Raw genomic sequence first — 13,277 nt, forward strand, 5'->3', positions numbered from 1 at the left:
TTCTGGGAAGGGGCGTTCAGGGAAAATGAGTGTCCACGGCGTGCAAATGGCTCGTTTGGGGTCGGCGCCTAGAATGCGATCGCCTCACCTCGAGAGTCGGCAAGGGCCATGCCGCGCCGAAAGCACAAGAAGCCCGGATCAAGGTCCGGCCAGTACCAACAGCCTTCCTGTCCCGGCGTGAGAATCAGGCCGGGGCCCGGTAGGTCCGACAGGCGGGCGTGAAGCATGTCCGCGCCGACGCCCAGGACCGCTCCGGGTAAGCGGCGGAAGTCGTCCCAGTCCCCGTCGCCCTGGAGCACCCGGTCCGGCGCGGTTTCACGGCACGGGCCCCAGGCTTCGATCCGGGCATGGGGGTGGTTCCATTCCAGGGTCGACCAATCCCACTGATCGGGAGTGGCGCACCAGATTCGGAGTTGCCCTGAAAGTCGGGGACGCCAGACCATGGTCCGGAGGAAGACCTCCGCCGTGAGCGGATCATAAGAAGCCAGGCCTCCCAGATCCAGGATCAAGCCAGCAGGGTCCCGTGCGACGAGGGCGTGGAGTTCCCTTGGTATTGCTTTTCGGGGAACAGCGTATACGTTTTCCAGGCCGCATAGCTCAAGAGTGGTCAGCAGGTGGGCGGACTGCAGGGACGAAGGAGGCAGGATCGCCAGAATGTCGGTAATGCCCGCGGTCATCACCGGTACCAGGGCCGCCGCGATTTCGGCCGGACCGGCTCCAGCTTCGGACATTGATTCCGGGCACACCAGGCACGCCCAGGGCCTGGCAAGACGGGTGGACGTGGTGGCAAGGCCGCCGCTCCAACTGGTACACGTGCTGGAGCGGTCCGTGCCCCTGGGAGGGTGCAGGGCGTAGAGCTGGGCGATGTTTTTTTTGATCCATGAACGCTCGACATCACCGACGGACGAATATGAGGCGGCCAGGACGTCATCCTGGACCCGCAGATCATCCGAGAGAACGGGCCAAGCCAAGGTGCCGGGTTCAGGCATGGTGAACGGGCAGGCCGAAAAGTAGCGCAAAAGCCAGGGAACGGGTGGAAAGCATTGTCACGCGAGTGCAGCGGAATCAGAGCCAGTCCAGCAGACGTTTCCAGGTACCTTCCCGCTCTTCCCGGTATTCCTGGGACTGCTGCTTCTGAAAGCGGTAGTAGGCGAAATCACTTTGCCGCTGGGCGTATTCCGAAATTTCCGGAATGTCGCCAAACTCTTGCTGGACGGCTTGGTATCGCCGCCAGGCAGGCCCATACTGACCTCTGCGCCAATAGAAGTCGGCCACAAACAACTCGTGCTCGGCAATGCGGCTCCGGGTCTCCTGGATGGCTTGTTCGGCGTCCCGGGCCTGGGGAGACTGAGGGAAGGTCTGTTGAAGGCGTTGGAAATATTGCAGAGCCAGGTGGAGGTTGTCGGTGGGCCGGTCGATGGAGCGAAATTGTCGGAGATTGGCCATGCCGACCTGGAACAGGACGTAGGGGATGGCCTCGTGGCCTGGGTGCAGGGACTCGAACTCCAGATAGGTCTGGACCGCGGCCTCGTATTGCTCCGAGAGATAGTAGGCGTCGCCCAAGGCCAACTCCGCCGCGGAGGTGAATGGACTGAAGGGATACCGGTCCTTGAGTTTGGTAAAGGCGGTGATGGCCCGGCGATAGTCCTTTTCCTCCATGGCTTCGAACCCGGCCTGGGCCAGTTCCTGGGCCGTGTCCTCCGGAGGCGTCAGAAAATAATAGTCGATGATGCCGCAACCCGACAGGTATACGGTGAGCAGCAAGCAGGACAGGAAGGCGAAGATGGGTGTTTTGTTCACAGGGAGTCCAGAAAAAGGGATGCGGAATGGGCGGCCGTGGCACCGTCTCCCACGGCCGTGGCTACTTGGCGGCAGAGCTTGTCGCGAACGTCCCCGGCGGCGTAAATTCCCGGCAGGTTGGTTGCCATTTCCAGGTCGGTGACGATGAAGCGCGCCGGGGAGAGGGGCAGCGTTTCGGGAACGAAGTCGGTCAAGGGGGTGGATCCCACGAAGACGAACAACCCGGAGACGTCCAGAAGGCGCTGTGCGCCGTCGGGCAGATGCGTCACCCGGATACCTTTGAGTTCCGTGTCGCCCACGAGTTCCGTGGCCACGGACCGCATCACGCACTCGATGTTCGGAATGCGCTTGATTCGTTCCTGGAGAATCTTGTCGGCTCGGAAGGCGTCGCGACGGTGGATCAGGTAGACCTTGGCGACGATTTTGGAAAGATAGATGGATTCCTCCAGAGCCGTGTTGCCGCCGCCCACCGCGGCCACGGCCTGGCCCCTGAAGAAATTGGCGTCGCAGAGGGCGCAATACGAGATGCCCCGTCCGGTGAAGTACTCTTCCCGCTCCAGTCCCAAGCGCTTCCAGGCCACGCCGGAGCAGATCACCACGACCTTGGCCTGAATGGTTTCCTCTTCCAGATGCACGAGGTTGCGCCCAGGACCCTGGTGTTCGATGGATCGGACCTCCTGGCGCAGGGTCGTGTAGGAAAAATCTTTGAGGTGATCGGCCATCAGGTCGGCCAACTCATAGCCCTTCACGCCCTTGGGGTGGCCGGGATAGTTTTCGATCCTCTCCGTGGTCAGGATCTGGCCGCCGGGAGCGAGGCGTTCCACCAAGGCCACGGAGGCTCCGGAGCGCAACAAGTAGAGGGCGGCCGTCATGCCTGCCGGGCCGCCCCCTATGATGACCGAATCAAAAGATTTCATGCTCGAGAACTAGATTTTCTTGGAGATCATTTCCTTGATGCTGCTCTTGGAGACGGCGCCGGTCAACTGCTCGACCACTTCCCCGTTCTTGAAGAGGATCAGCGTGGGGATGGCCCGAATGCCGAAGCGAGAAGGAGTTTTTGAGCTTTCGTCCACGTTCATCTTCGCAATTTTGACCTGTCCGGTCAGCTCCTGGGAGAGTTCTTCGATGACCGGGGCGATGGCCCGACACGGACCGCACCAGGGTGCCCAGAAATCGACGAGGACCGGAAGGTCGCACTGCAGGACTTCAGCGTCGAAATTCGTATCGTTTAGTTCATGAGCCATGTTCGTCTCCTTTTCGCTTGCGGGTTCGTATGACGTGCCGTTTGGTTACGTGAACGGATAATGCCGGAAGTAGAGCAAACTCCTGTGCAGCCAATCAAACTAGTTGTGGGGGCTGTACGTGTCAAGGTGAGGCGGACGGCTTCGGAAAAGATCGAGGGCGGTAATCCCAGGGAATGGGTTTGCCGCGGGGGAGGGCTTCCACGGTCAGGTCGTGTTCCCAGCCGTCCCGAGCCAGTAGCCAGCCGGAGTAGGCGATCATCGCGGCGTTGTCCGTGCACAGGGTCGGGCTGGGCAGAATCAGTTCCAGGCCATGGGACTGCGCGGTTTTCGCCAGCATGGAGCGGAGCATGGTGTTCGCGGCCACGCCGCCGGCCGCGATCACGGAGCGGTAGGCTGTTTTGTCCGTCAGGGTTCGTTCGACCTTGGTTCGCAGGGTTTCGGCGATGCTCCAGTTCAGGGATGCGCAGACCGTGCCCACTTCCGGATGGTCCTCGGCCCATCGGGTCAGGGCGGCGTCGTCCGGGAGGCGCGGCAGACGCAGATCGGGACGCTGGGCAAGATGCTGGGAAAAAGCGGTCTTCAGACCGCTGAAGCTGAAATCCAGGTTCCGGTTGTCCAAATAGGGCCGGGGAAACAAGGATCGGTTCGGTTCGGATCCCGCGGCCAGGGCGTCGATGTGTCGGCCGCCGGGGTAGGGCAGGTTGAGCATGGACGCGGCCTTGTCCAGAGCCTCTCCGGCCGCGTCGTCCAGGGTTCGGCCCAGCAGGTCGAATTGGAACGGAGAGGTGATCCGGTACAATTGGGTGTGTCCTCCGGAGACCAAAAGCCCCAGGGCCGGGAACGGGATATCCCGCTCCAGTCCGGCGGCCAGCAGGTGGGCGTGCAGGTGGTTGACGCCCACCAGGGGGACGCCCAGGGACAGAGCCAGGCCCTTGGCCATGCCCAGGCCCACCAGCAGGCTGCCCAGCAGTCCGGGCCCTCTTGCGGCGGCCACAATCTGGACGTCCCGAATGGTCAGGCCGGTCCGCTCCATGAGCCGTTCCAGGAGAACCGGCAGGGCCGTGAGATGTCCTCGGGAAGCCAGTTCCGGAACCACCCCTCCGAACAAGGCGTGGAGTTTTTCCTGACTGTGCAGACACTGCCCCAGCAGTCGGCCGTCGTGGACCAGGGCCAACGCGGTCTCGTCGCAGGAGGTTTCAATGCCGAGGCAGAGCATGGGCGGAAATGTGAGCCGGTGCCTGGTCGGCTCAACCGGCCTGGAGCAGTTCCCGGACCTTGAGCACGTCCAGCTTGGAACCGATGACCAGAGGAACGCGCTGGTGCAGTTCCGTGGGTTGGATGTCCAGGATGCGGTTGATTCCGTCGGTGGCCATGCCGCCGGCCTGCTCCACGACCATGGCCAGGGGGTTGGCCTCGCACATCAGGCGCAGTTTTCCATGGGGATGACTGGAGTCTTTGGTGTCCGCCGGGTAGAGAAAGACGCCGCCGTAGAGCAGGTTGCGATGGAAGTCCGCCACCAGGGAGCCGATGTACCGGGAGCGATAGACCCGCTTGGAGTCGTTGTCCGGATCCTTGAAATAGTCGATGGCCTTGCGGGTGGGCTGGTCCCAATAGTGCCGATAGCCTTCGTTGGCGGAGTAAATCTTGCCCCGTTCCGGAATCTGAATGTCCGGATGGGAGAGCAGGAATTCCCCGACGCTGGGGTCCAGGGTAAAGCCGTGAACCCCTTTGCCCGTGGTATATACGAGCATGGTGGACGATCCGTAGATGATGTACCCGGCGGCCACCTGTTGGGCGCCCTTTTGGAGCACGTCGGCCATGGTGGCGGGTTCCTCGCAAGCACTGGTCCGGCGAAAAATGGAGAAGATCGTGCCGATGCTGACGTTGGCGTCGATGTTCGACGAACCGTCCAGGGGGTCGAAAATCAGGATGTAGTCCCCTTGGGGGCAGTCGGCGGGGATATGGATCAAATCGGCGTTTTCCTCGGAAGCCAGGGCGCAGAGCACACCCGCCCGCTGCAAGCGGTGCACCAGGACTTGGTTGGCGAATTCATCCAGCTTGCGGACCTTTTCTCCCTGAACGTTGGTCTCCCCGGTCAGCCCCAGGATTTCCACCAACCCGGCCTTGTTCACCTCTTGATTAATAATCTTTCCGGAGAGGATCATTTCCGAAAGAAGGCGGGTGAATCGTCCCGTGGCCATGGGGGATTCCTTCTGGTGGAAAAGCAGGTGTTCGATGACCGTGATCTGGGGCATGGGGCGACTCCATAAAATAGCGTTAGTTGGGCAGGGCCAGGGCGTAGATCAGTTGCAGGGTTCCGATGGGCCGAGACAGCCAGAGGAAGGTCTTGGTTTCAGCCGATTGACGGCCGTGAACCCGGTCCCGGAGGATGTTCTCCCAGGGGGCTTCCGTGATTTTTCGGGTCGCTTCCTGGTCGACGCCGGTCCAGAGAAGGGTTTCCGGAGTCAGCAGGACCAAGCGCTCTGAAGCCGTGGCGAAGGCTGTCAGGGCGCGAGGATCGAAGTGGGCGATGATCAACCCTTGCCACGCCCCGTCGTGGAAGAACGGGCCGGCGATGATCACTTCCGGACCCAACGGCGTCTCCTCGACGAATCCTTGCAGGTCGCGATGGAGCATGGACCATTCCCGTTCCAGCAACGCCTCCACGGGGACGCTTTTCAGCGGGGTCTCCGGATGGCTGGTCAGCACTCGACCCTGGGCGTCCACCGCCAGAACGGCGGTCATCCAGGGAAACCGCTCCAGAAACGCGGTGAACCAGGCCGAGGGCGGAAATCGATCCTGAGGTGCCAGGGTCCGCAAGGCCTCCTCCAGATGTTGGTCCATCAGGCTGAACTGCGTGGCTAAGAGTTGTTCGTTTCTGGACAAGCCGGGACGGCGGTCCAGGTCGATCTCCGGTTTGGGGTCGACATAGGTTTCATAGGCGTCGGAGGTTTTGTCCCAGGCGCTTTGGATGGTCGAGCAGCCGGCCAGGGAAATGAGTAGGGCCAAAAGGCTCAGACGGAAAAGAATGTGGATGGTCATAATCGCGGTGAACTCCAATCGCATGCAGTGTGGAACGTGTTCGGGGAGGCTATTTTTCGGCCCGGGATTCCAAGCGTTCCGCAAGCTTTTTGAGGGTTTGTTTCGTGGTCGCGGTTTTCGGCGACGGGGCCGTGGAGGGCGAAGCGACGGGATCGTCCGCATCGTGCGGCACTTCTCCCTTCCCGATGCTCAATTTCGGTTCCGGGGCTGTCCCAGGCTCAGGCCCAGGTTCAGGCCCAGGCCCAGGCTCAGGTTCAAATTCCGGCTTTGTTTCAGACTCTGGCTGTGGTTTCGCGTCTTTTTCGGCTGGTTTGGAATCCAGATCCTTGGGGCCTTTGGCGGCCCGGTCCCGCAGTTCCTGTATCCGAGCCTCCAGGTCCAGGCGTTGTTCGTCGTCCGGAGACGTTTGGAGCAGTTTTGCGTACAGGTCCAGGGCTTCGTCGTGCTCGCCCTGCTTGGCCAGTAGGTCGGCATAAGTTTTTGTCTCATAGTACCGTCGCTCGCCTTCGGAAAGGTGAGCCTCGGCCTCCGCCTCGGGGCGCGGTACTTCGACCGGTTCGGGCTCCGAGGGAAACGTTTGCGCTGTTTCCGTTTTAAGTTTCGGCTCGGGTTCCTGTTCGGGGTCGGGCGTAAGATCCGGCTCCGGAGCCGGATCAGACTCTGGCTTCGACAGGGGGTCGGGTTCCGGAGGTGTAGAGTGTTTTTCCTCCTGGGGAGCGGGAGTCTGAAGTTCTTCGCGTCCTCCGGTCACCGCGCGCAGGCCCTGTTCCAGAAGCGTCTCCCAGGTGATCCGGGCTCCGCCGAGTTGGACCGCGAGCATGTCCAGGGTCACGGCGAGGTCGGTCCGGCCTTCGGCCCTGCTTCGGGCGGCCCAGTGCCTCCAAAAGGAAGGGTGTCCTGCCAACGCCTTGACGAGCGATTCCAGTTCCGGGGAGGAGAGGGCCTCAGGAGTTTCTTCGGTGGAAGAAGGGAAGTCCTTGGAGACGACGTCCAGCTGGGAGAGGCATTCGATCAAAAGGAGGCGGGCTTCCAGGTGTTCCGGGTGAAAGGTCAACCCCTTGCGCAATATGGCGATGGCGTCCTCGGGCCGATGATCCTGCGTATATGCCTGGGCCAGGGGGAAAAACAGCTTGGAGTTGGGCTCCAGGCGCAACACCTCTTCAAACCAGGCGATTTTTTCGGTCATGGCAGCCTCCGGAACGTATCGTTTTGTGGAATATAGAGGATTTCATCGGGCCGAAGGTAGTGCATCTCCACCCGGATCACGCTGGCCACGTAGTCGTGGTCCGTGGTCAGACGACGGATTTCCCGGCTCAGATCCAGATTGACCTCGTCCACGGCGGCAATCTGCTCGACAAGCGTATCCCGGCGGTCCCGCAGTTCCAGGTAGGATTTCCAGCCCTGATCATGGATCAGAAGCGTCCAGGCCAAAAAGCCGCTCAACAGCAGGAGGAAAGAAAAGAGCAGGCGGGTCCATTTCATGGCGTGGTCACTTCGCGATGAGTCGGGGGGCATCCCAGACCGTAAAACATTTTATTGGAGCAACCGGTCGGCGTGGGGCCTGGTTTCCAGGTACTGAAACTGTACTCCCAACTCCTGTAAAAAAATGGTCGTCGCCAGTTCAATGCGCTTAATGTCCGCCTCGTCCACCGGGGTCCGCTCCAGTTTGAGGCCATGGATCAGGGATCGCAGAGACGAGAGTTCCGCCACCAGCGCTCCGGCCTCGCGCAGGGAGCGCAATTGGGACTCCATTTCCAGGATGGTTTCCAAGCAATTCAACAAACGTGCTTTTTTTTGCGATTCCATATCCGTCGTGAACGTCAGTTCGTGGGTTTGCCCGATTCTTCAGCGGCCAGACGCCACATTTTGTAGGTTTCCTCGTACCCGTCAATGACGGTCCGCACAAGCCGGGGGACGTCGGCGACGTCGCTTCGGTGCAGGTACCAGTTCACGCCGTTGCGAAAAGAGGTGTCGGGGTGCAGGCTTTTGGCCTCGTCGCCGATCAGGACGACGTTCACTCCTCGGCGCTGGATTCCCGGCCAGCCGTGGACGCGTTGCAGCACTTCGGCTCCGTGCGGGGCATGGTCGATGAATACGAGTTCATAAGCGGCGGAGTCAATTTTTTGAAGTGCTTCCGCCGGACCATCGGGGACGGCCAAATGGTAGCCTTGTTCGTCCAGACAGGAGACCAGGGCGGCTTTCCATTCCGGATCGCGTACCAAAACAAAGGCGATTTTCGCTCCCGGAGGATAGAAGTCCAGCTCTTCCGCGGTTGGAGGCGTCGGTGACGCAGAGGACATGGTGTTTGAACCGGAAGGTGTGCCAACGGAGTCAGGCTCCACGGTGAACGGCTTGTTGCATTGCGGACAGACTAATTTAAAGCGTTGGCCGGACGGGATTTTTTCGTCGGCCACGGAGAGTTGTCGATCACAGTGCGGGCAGTTCAGGCGCATGCGGAAATTTCCTGTTTCGGTGTTGAACTTACGTTCTCAAAAATCAGAGTTGCGTTGATCGTAGTTTGTATCCAGTTCCAACCCCTCGATGTTCGTCACTTTTTCCCCGCGCAGTGTCTTGACGCGGTTGATGGTCTGGCCCAGGCGGGAACGGTCCGAGGCCGTGTTCATGGCCGTTTCCTCGGTGATGGCTTCTTCGGAATACAGCCGAGCCAGGTGTTGGTCAAAGGTGAACATGCCGTAAGCATCGCCGGACTCGACCACATTGTAGAAGGTCTTTTCACCTGATTCGCCGTTGATGATCAATTCTTTGATCCGTAGCGTGTTGGTCAGCACTTCCAGGGCCGCCACCCGTCCGCCGCCGATGCGGGGCATCAGCCGCTGGGAGACGACGTACTTCAAAGCCTGGGACAGGCGTTGGCGGATCAGGCGTTCTTCGGCCAGTTCGAACATGCCGATGATCCGGTTGATGGTCTGGCCCGTGTCGCTGGTATGCAGGGTGCCCAGAACCAAGTGGCCGGTTTCCGAGGCCTGCAGAGCGATTTCAATGGTTTCCCGGTCTCGGATTTCGCCTACCAGGATCACCTTGGGAGCTTGACGCAGGGCCGCGCGCAGGCCGGAGGAGAATCGGTCGAAGTCCGTGCCCATCTCCCTTTGGTTGACCGTGCCGCGTTTGTGGTGATGCACGAACTCCACCGGGTCTTCCAGAGTCAGGATGTGCTTGGAGTGGCGTTCGTTGATGGCGTCGATCAGCGCGGCCAGGGTGGTGGATTTTCCGGTCCCGGTTCCGCCGGTGAGCAGGATCAGCCCGTATTTTTCGTCGGCCATCCGGTCGAAGAGCGGGGGGAGGTTGAGATCCTTGAGCGTAGGGATCGTGCTGGGCATCTTGCGCATCACGATGGAGGCCGAGCCCTGCTGAAAAAAGATGTTCACCCGGAAGCGGCAAAAGCCCGGAAGGTCGTAGGAGAGGTCGCAGGAGCCCTGCTCTTGAAGATCCTGAAACAGACGCAGGCTGCCGGAGTGCTTGTTCAGCATCATGCAAAACCCCACGGACTCGACCTGAAACGGGACCAGGGCATCGGAGAGCAGGGCCGTGGGCACGTCGGTCAGCCTGCCGTGAACCTCGGCCTGGATGGGCTTGCCCACGGTGAACAGGATGTCCGAGGTGTCCGGGGCCTTGGTCAGCACCTCGGCGATGGTGGCGTCCAATTGGCTGCGGTGCATGGATCAGACCTCTGTGAAATCCTGTGGGGGCTCGGTGAGGAAATCCCGGAACTTGGATTTGGAAACAGCCTTGTTATATGCGTCCGTGGGGGAGACGGCCCCTTCCTGAAGGAGCTTGAGAATGGCGTCGTCCAGGGATTGCATGCCGTATTTGCGTCCGGTCTCAATCACGGAATTGATCTGGAAAGTCTTGTTTTCGCGGATCAGGTTGCGCACCGCCGGGACGCCCACCAGAATTTCCAGGGCCGCGCACCGACCCGGACGGTCGATGCGTTTGAACAGGTTCTGAGAGATGACCGCCCGCAGGGATTCCGAGAGTCCGGAGCGGATCTGGCCCTGAACATCGCCGGGAAAGACCTCGATAATCCGGTCGATGGTCTTGGACGCGGAAATGGTGTGCAGGGTGGAAAAAACCAGGTGACCCGTTTCCGCGGCTTCGATGGCCAATTCGATGGTTTCCAGGTCGCGCATTTCGCCTACCATGATGATGTCCGGGTCTTCGCGCAGGGCTCCGCGCAGAGCGGATTTGAAGCTCACTGTGTCCCTGGAGACTTCTCGCTGATTGATCAGGCAGCTGACGGGCTCGTGCACGAATTCGATGGGGTCCTCGATGGTCAGGATGTGATCCTTGCGATTCCGGTTGGCGTAGTCCACGATGGCGGCCAGGGTCGTGGACTTACCGCTGCCCGTGGGGCCGGTGACCAGGACCAGTCCCTTGGGGAGCATGGCCAAGCTCTTGAACAGCGGGGGCAGTTTCAGGTCGTCGATGCTCAGGATTTTTTGTGGGATTTCGCGAAAAACCGCGGCGCAGCCGCGACGCTGCTGAAAGAAATTGACCCGGTACCGGGCCAAATTCGGGATTTCGTAGGAAAAATCCACGTCCCCGGTTTCCTCGAAGTTCTTGACCTTTTGCTCCGGCGTGATCTCATAGAGCATCTTCTTGAGTTCCTCATGCTCCAGGACTTTGTACTTGATGCGCTGCAAATCGCCGTGCAGGCGGATGATGGGCTGGGAGCCGGAGGAGAGGTGCAGGTCCGACGCCCCGAGTTCGTGCATCATCCGAAAAAACGCGTCTATTTGGGCCATACGGGGCTCCTTGGCGTGAGGTCGAGAGCGAGGTTCTTTCGTTTAGTTGTGTATTGAAAAAATCCTTATCCACAGTCCGTTCAAAACCCCCAAGTGCAAGGAGCAAAAAAAGCTACCGGACACGTCCTGTGTCCGGCCCTCACGGGCTGTGGCTGCGCCACATTTTCGATTTGCCGTCCTGGCAATCGAATCAAGGTCGAAGCGTTTTTATTCATACGTGAGAGTTTGAACTTTTTGCAGTGACGCAGCAATTGGGGATTTTTCAACGGACTGTTAGAACCCGTCGTCCCGGTTCACCTGGCGAAAGAAGTGGATCACGTACTTCGCGCCGGAAAAGACGGTCAGGATCAGAGCGATGGCCAGCAGCCCCGCGCCCAGAGGCCGGGGGTCGAAACCCCACCAGGGATAGTGGAGGATCAGCGGACACAGGGCCACCACCTGGATCACCGCCTTGAGTTTGCCGAAGCTGTCCGCGGCCAGAACATGGCCCTGGTCCGCGGCGATGGCCCTAAGGCCCGTTACGGTCATCTCCCGGGCGATGATCACGATGGCCATCCAGGCTTGGACCCAGCCGTGGAACACGAGCATGATCAAGACGGAACTGATCAAGAGCTTGTCGGCCAAAGGGTCGAGAAACTTTCCCAGATTGGAGACCATTTGCCAGCGGCGGGCGATGAAGCCGTCGGCCAGGTCGGTCAGGGCCACGAGAATGAACACGATCATGGCCGCGGCGTTGACCGGCTTGCTCGGGAAATACAGCAGCAAGATCAGGACGGGGATGGCCAGGATGCGGCCCAAGGTGACTTGGTTGGCGAGGTTGAGCATGGCTTAGTTTCGCGCCGCCCGCCGACGGTCGTAGTTGGTCGTGACCTTGCGGACGTAGTCCTGGGTTTCCCGGAACGGAGGAATGCCGTTGTAGCGTTCCACGTTGGCCGGTCCGGCGTTGTAGGCGGCCAGGGCCAGGGAGAGGTTCGGGAAGCGGTCCATGAGCATTTTCAGGTAACGGATGCCTGCTTCGATGTTCTCCGCCGGGTCAAAGGGCGCGGTTAGTCCCAGGTCTTGCTGTGTGGCCGGCATGATCTGCATCAGGCCTTGGGCTCCGGCCCGGGAGACGGCCTGATGATTGAAGCCGGATTCAACCTCGATCACGGCCATGACCAGGTGTGGATCAAGGCCGTATCTCTGGCTGTACTGCTCCACGTGGCGGGTGATGGAGGCCCGGTCCGCGCTGCTGCCCATGCGCGAACGCAGGGAGAGAAACGGACGGAACTTGGAGGAGGTGGGGGTGTCCGTAAAATGCATCACCCCGTGTTCGTCCTTGTAGAAAAAGATCGTGCCCGCGGCACATAATCCGGTCCAGAGCAGCAACAGCACGGAAATACCGGCCACGGCTCCGAAAAAGGAGAAAAAACGACGCTGTTTTGTCAGCATGCTCGACCTCGTCATGGCTGAGGGGCGTCTACCGAAGACCGTCTACTGTGGCGGTCCACCGGCGGCGGCCTCCAGGCTGTTTTCAGATGTCCGGATGACAGTGTCCGCCAGTTGCAAGAGGGCGCGCTTGACCGGCGTGTCCTCGTCCAGCATGACCACCGGCTTGCCCAGGTCGCCGGCGACCACGGCCGCGGGGTCCAGGGGAATGGCGCCGAGAAATTCCAGCCCGTACTTTTTGGCCAGGGTCTCTCCTCCGCCGGTTTTGAACAGTTCGATCCGCTCGGAGCAGTGCGGGCAAATCAGCCCGCTCATGTTTTCCACCAGTCCGAGAATGTTGGCGTGGGCGTACTGCAGGAAGTTGATGGCCTTGCGCACGTCGGCCAAGGAGATTTCCTGGGGCGTGGTGACCACGATGCTCAGGGCCTCGGGAATGGTCTTCAGCACGGTCATGGGCTCGTCCCCGGTTCCGGGGGGAGAGTCCACCACCAGATAGTCGAGGTGGCCCCAATCCACGTCGGCGATGAACTGGCGGATGGCCGCGGTTTTCATCGGACCACGCCAGAGCACGGCTTGATCCGGATCTTGGAGCAAGGATTCCATGGAGACGACGAAGAGACGTTCTCCGTATCGTTTCGGCGAGATCAGCGAACCCCGTGACTGTTCCAGGGGGCCGGACAGACCCAGGAGGTGCGGGACGCTGGGACCGTGAATGTCCACGTCCAGCAGGCCCACGCGGTGTCCCTTCAGGGCCAGGGCCGCGGCCAGGTTCACGGCGATGGAACTTTTGCCGACCCCGCCCTTGCCGCTCATCACGAAGAGTTTGAAGCGGATGTTGTCCAGGGTGGATTTGATCAACTGATCCTGAACGTTACCGACGGCGGAACGTTCGCCGTGTCCGCTTTTTTTTCGCGACGGGCAGGTGGAACAGGATGCGTCGGATGAGGTGTTTGAAGCGTTGGTCATGGGTATCTTTTTTTGAGAGACGGTGTTGACTGGA

At 60.5% G+C, this 13,277-nt stretch carries 16 protein-coding genes; all 16 read right to left on the reverse strand.

What is annotated here, in order from left to right; all coding sequences use genetic code 11:
- Window positions 1-68 precede the first annotated feature (68 nt).
- Window positions 69-989 (reverse strand): hypothetical protein, encoded by a 921-nt coding sequence (locus tag AC559A_RS12955; protein ID WP_498818234.1) that lies wholly within the window; start codon window positions 987-989, stop codon window positions 69-71.
- A 76-nt stretch (window positions 990-1,065) separates the two neighbouring features.
- Window positions 1,066-1,800, reverse strand: a complete 735-nt coding sequence (locus tag AC559A_RS12960) for an outer membrane protein assembly factor BamD (protein ID WP_498818235.1) — start codon at window positions 1,798-1,800, stop codon at window positions 1,066-1,068.
- The gene (locus AC559A_RS12965; RefSeq protein ID WP_498818236.1) at window positions 1,797-2,717 is read right to left on the reverse strand and encodes an NAD(P)/FAD-dependent oxidoreductase; all 921 of its coding nucleotides are present in this window, start codon (window positions 2,715-2,717) and stop codon (window positions 1,797-1,799) included. Before AC559A_RS12965 ends, AC559A_RS12960 begins: the two co-directional genes overlap by 4 nt.
- Before the next feature lie 9 nt (window positions 2,718-2,726).
- Window positions 2,727-3,044, reverse strand: a complete 318-nt coding sequence (gene trxA / locus AC559A_RS12970) for a thioredoxin (protein WP_028573406.1) — start codon at window positions 3,042-3,044, stop codon at window positions 2,727-2,729.
- A 121-nt stretch (window positions 3,045-3,165) separates the two neighbouring features.
- Window positions 3,166-4,260, reverse strand: coding sequence for a tRNA (adenosine(37)-N6)-threonylcarbamoyltransferase complex transferase subunit TsaD (gene tsaD / locus AC559A_RS12975; RefSeq protein WP_498818237.1), 1,095 nt, complete (start codon window positions 4,258-4,260; stop codon window positions 3,166-3,168).
- 31 nt (window positions 4,261-4,291) lie between these two features.
- Window positions 4,292-5,299 carry a class 1 fructose-bisphosphatase gene (fbp, locus tag AC559A_RS12980; RefSeq protein WP_028573408.1) on the reverse strand — a complete coding sequence of 336 codons (1,008 nt, stop codon included), beginning with the start codon at window positions 5,297-5,299 and terminating at the stop codon, window positions 4,292-4,294.
- Between the two features lie 22 nt (window positions 5,300-5,321).
- Window positions 5,322-6,086: a hypothetical protein gene (locus tag AC559A_RS12985; RefSeq protein WP_028573409.1), complete on the reverse strand. Its 765-nt coding sequence runs from the start codon at window positions 6,084-6,086 to the stop codon at window positions 5,322-5,324.
- 49 nt (window positions 6,087-6,135) lie between these two features.
- Window positions 6,136-7,272 (reverse strand): tetratricopeptide repeat protein, encoded by a 1,137-nt coding sequence (locus AC559A_RS12990; protein WP_498818238.1) that lies wholly within the window; start codon window positions 7,270-7,272, stop codon window positions 6,136-6,138.
- Window positions 7,269-7,568, reverse strand: a complete 300-nt coding sequence (locus AC559A_RS12995; protein ID WP_028573411.1) for an FtsB family cell division protein — start codon at window positions 7,566-7,568, stop codon at window positions 7,269-7,271. The genes AC559A_RS12990 and AC559A_RS12995 overlap by 4 nt, the downstream gene beginning before the upstream one ends.
- Before the next feature lie 51 nt (window positions 7,569-7,619).
- Window positions 7,620-7,865 carry a hypothetical protein gene (locus AC559A_RS13000; RefSeq protein ID WP_156933009.1) on the reverse strand — a complete coding sequence of 82 codons (246 nt, stop codon included), beginning with the start codon at window positions 7,863-7,865 and terminating at the stop codon, window positions 7,620-7,622.
- Between the two features lie 41 nt (window positions 7,866-7,906).
- Window positions 7,907-8,539 carry an MJ0042-type zinc finger domain-containing protein gene (locus AC559A_RS13005; RefSeq protein WP_498818239.1) on the reverse strand — a complete coding sequence of 211 codons (633 nt, stop codon included), beginning with the start codon at window positions 8,537-8,539 and terminating at the stop codon, window positions 7,907-7,909.
- A 36-nt stretch (window positions 8,540-8,575) separates the two neighbouring features.
- Complete coding sequence (locus tag AC559A_RS13010; protein WP_028573414.1) at window positions 8,576-9,763, reverse strand: type IV pilus twitching motility protein PilT; 1,188 nt, start codon at window positions 9,761-9,763, stop codon at window positions 8,576-8,578.
- A 3-nt stretch (window positions 9,764-9,766) separates the two neighbouring features.
- Window positions 9,767-10,849, reverse strand: a complete 1,083-nt coding sequence (locus AC559A_RS13015) for a type IV pilus twitching motility protein PilT (RefSeq protein ID WP_028573415.1) — start codon at window positions 10,847-10,849, stop codon at window positions 9,767-9,769.
- 273 nt (window positions 10,850-11,122) lie between these two features.
- Window positions 11,123-11,674, reverse strand: a complete 552-nt coding sequence (gene pgsA / locus AC559A_RS13020) for a CDP-diacylglycerol--glycerol-3-phosphate 3-phosphatidyltransferase (RefSeq protein ID WP_028573416.1) — start codon at window positions 11,672-11,674, stop codon at window positions 11,123-11,125.
- Window positions 11,675-11,677: 3 nt separating this feature from the next.
- Complete coding sequence (locus tag AC559A_RS13025) at window positions 11,678-12,280, reverse strand: transglycosylase SLT domain-containing protein (protein WP_498818240.1); 603 nt, start codon at window positions 12,278-12,280, stop codon at window positions 11,678-11,680.
- A 42-nt stretch (window positions 12,281-12,322) separates the two neighbouring features.
- Window positions 12,323-13,243: a P-loop NTPase gene (locus tag AC559A_RS13030; protein ID WP_498818241.1), complete on the reverse strand. Its 921-nt coding sequence runs from the start codon at window positions 13,241-13,243 to the stop codon at window positions 12,323-12,325.
- Between the last annotated feature and the right edge of the window lie 34 nt (window positions 13,244-13,277).

The organism is Desulfonatronum zhilinae (assembly GCF_900182865.1).
Lineage (GTDB): Bacteria > Desulfobacterota > Desulfovibrionia > Desulfovibrionales > Desulfonatronaceae > Desulfonatronum > Desulfonatronum lacustre.

Coding starts and splice junctions, on each gene's coding strand:
- AC559A_RS12955 (WP_498818234.1), bottom strand. CDS start 989: ATGCCTGAACCCGGCACCTTGGCTTGGCCCGTTCTCTCGGATGATCTG.
- AC559A_RS12965 (WP_498818236.1), bottom strand. CDS start 2,717: ATGAAATCTTTTGATTCGGTCATCATAGGGGGCGGCCCGGCAGGCATG.
- trxA (WP_028573406.1), bottom strand. CDS start 3,044: ATGGCTCATGAACTAAACGATACGAATTTCGACGCTGAAGTCCTGCAG.
- tsaD (WP_498818237.1), bottom strand. CDS start 4,260: ATGCTCTGCCTCGGCATTGAAACCTCCTGCGACGAGACCGCGTTGGCC.
- fbp (WP_028573408.1), bottom strand. CDS start 5,299: ATGCCCCAGATCACGGTCATCGAACACCTGCTTTTCCACCAGAAGGAA.
- AC559A_RS12985 (WP_028573409.1), bottom strand. CDS start 6,086: ATGACCATCCACATTCTTTTCCGTCTGAGCCTTTTGGCCCTACTCATT.
- AC559A_RS12990 (WP_498818238.1), bottom strand. CDS start 7,272: ATGACCGAAAAAATCGCCTGGTTTGAAGAGGTGTTGCGCCTGGAGCCC.
- AC559A_RS12995 (WP_028573411.1), bottom strand. CDS start 7,568: ATGAAATGGACCCGCCTGCTCTTTTCTTTCCTCCTGCTGTTGAGCGGC.
- AC559A_RS13005 (WP_498818239.1), bottom strand. CDS start 8,539: ATGCGCCTGAACTGCCCGCACTGTGATCGACAACTCTCCGTGGCCGAC.
- AC559A_RS13010 (WP_028573414.1), bottom strand. CDS start 9,763: ATGCACCGCAGCCAATTGGACGCCACCATCGCCGAGGTGCTGACCAAG.
- AC559A_RS13015 (WP_028573415.1), bottom strand. CDS start 10,849: ATGGCCCAAATAGACGCGTTTTTTCGGATGATGCACGAACTCGGGGCG.
- pgsA (WP_028573416.1), bottom strand. CDS start 11,674: ATGCTCAACCTCGCCAACCAAGTCACCTTGGGCCGCATCCTGGCCATC.
- AC559A_RS13025 (WP_498818240.1), bottom strand. CDS start 12,280: ATGCTGACAAAACAGCGTCGTTTTTTCTCCTTTTTCGGAGCCGTGGCC.
- AC559A_RS13030 (WP_498818241.1), bottom strand. CDS start 13,243: ATGACCAACGCTTCAAACACCTCATCCGACGCATCCTGTTCCACCTGC.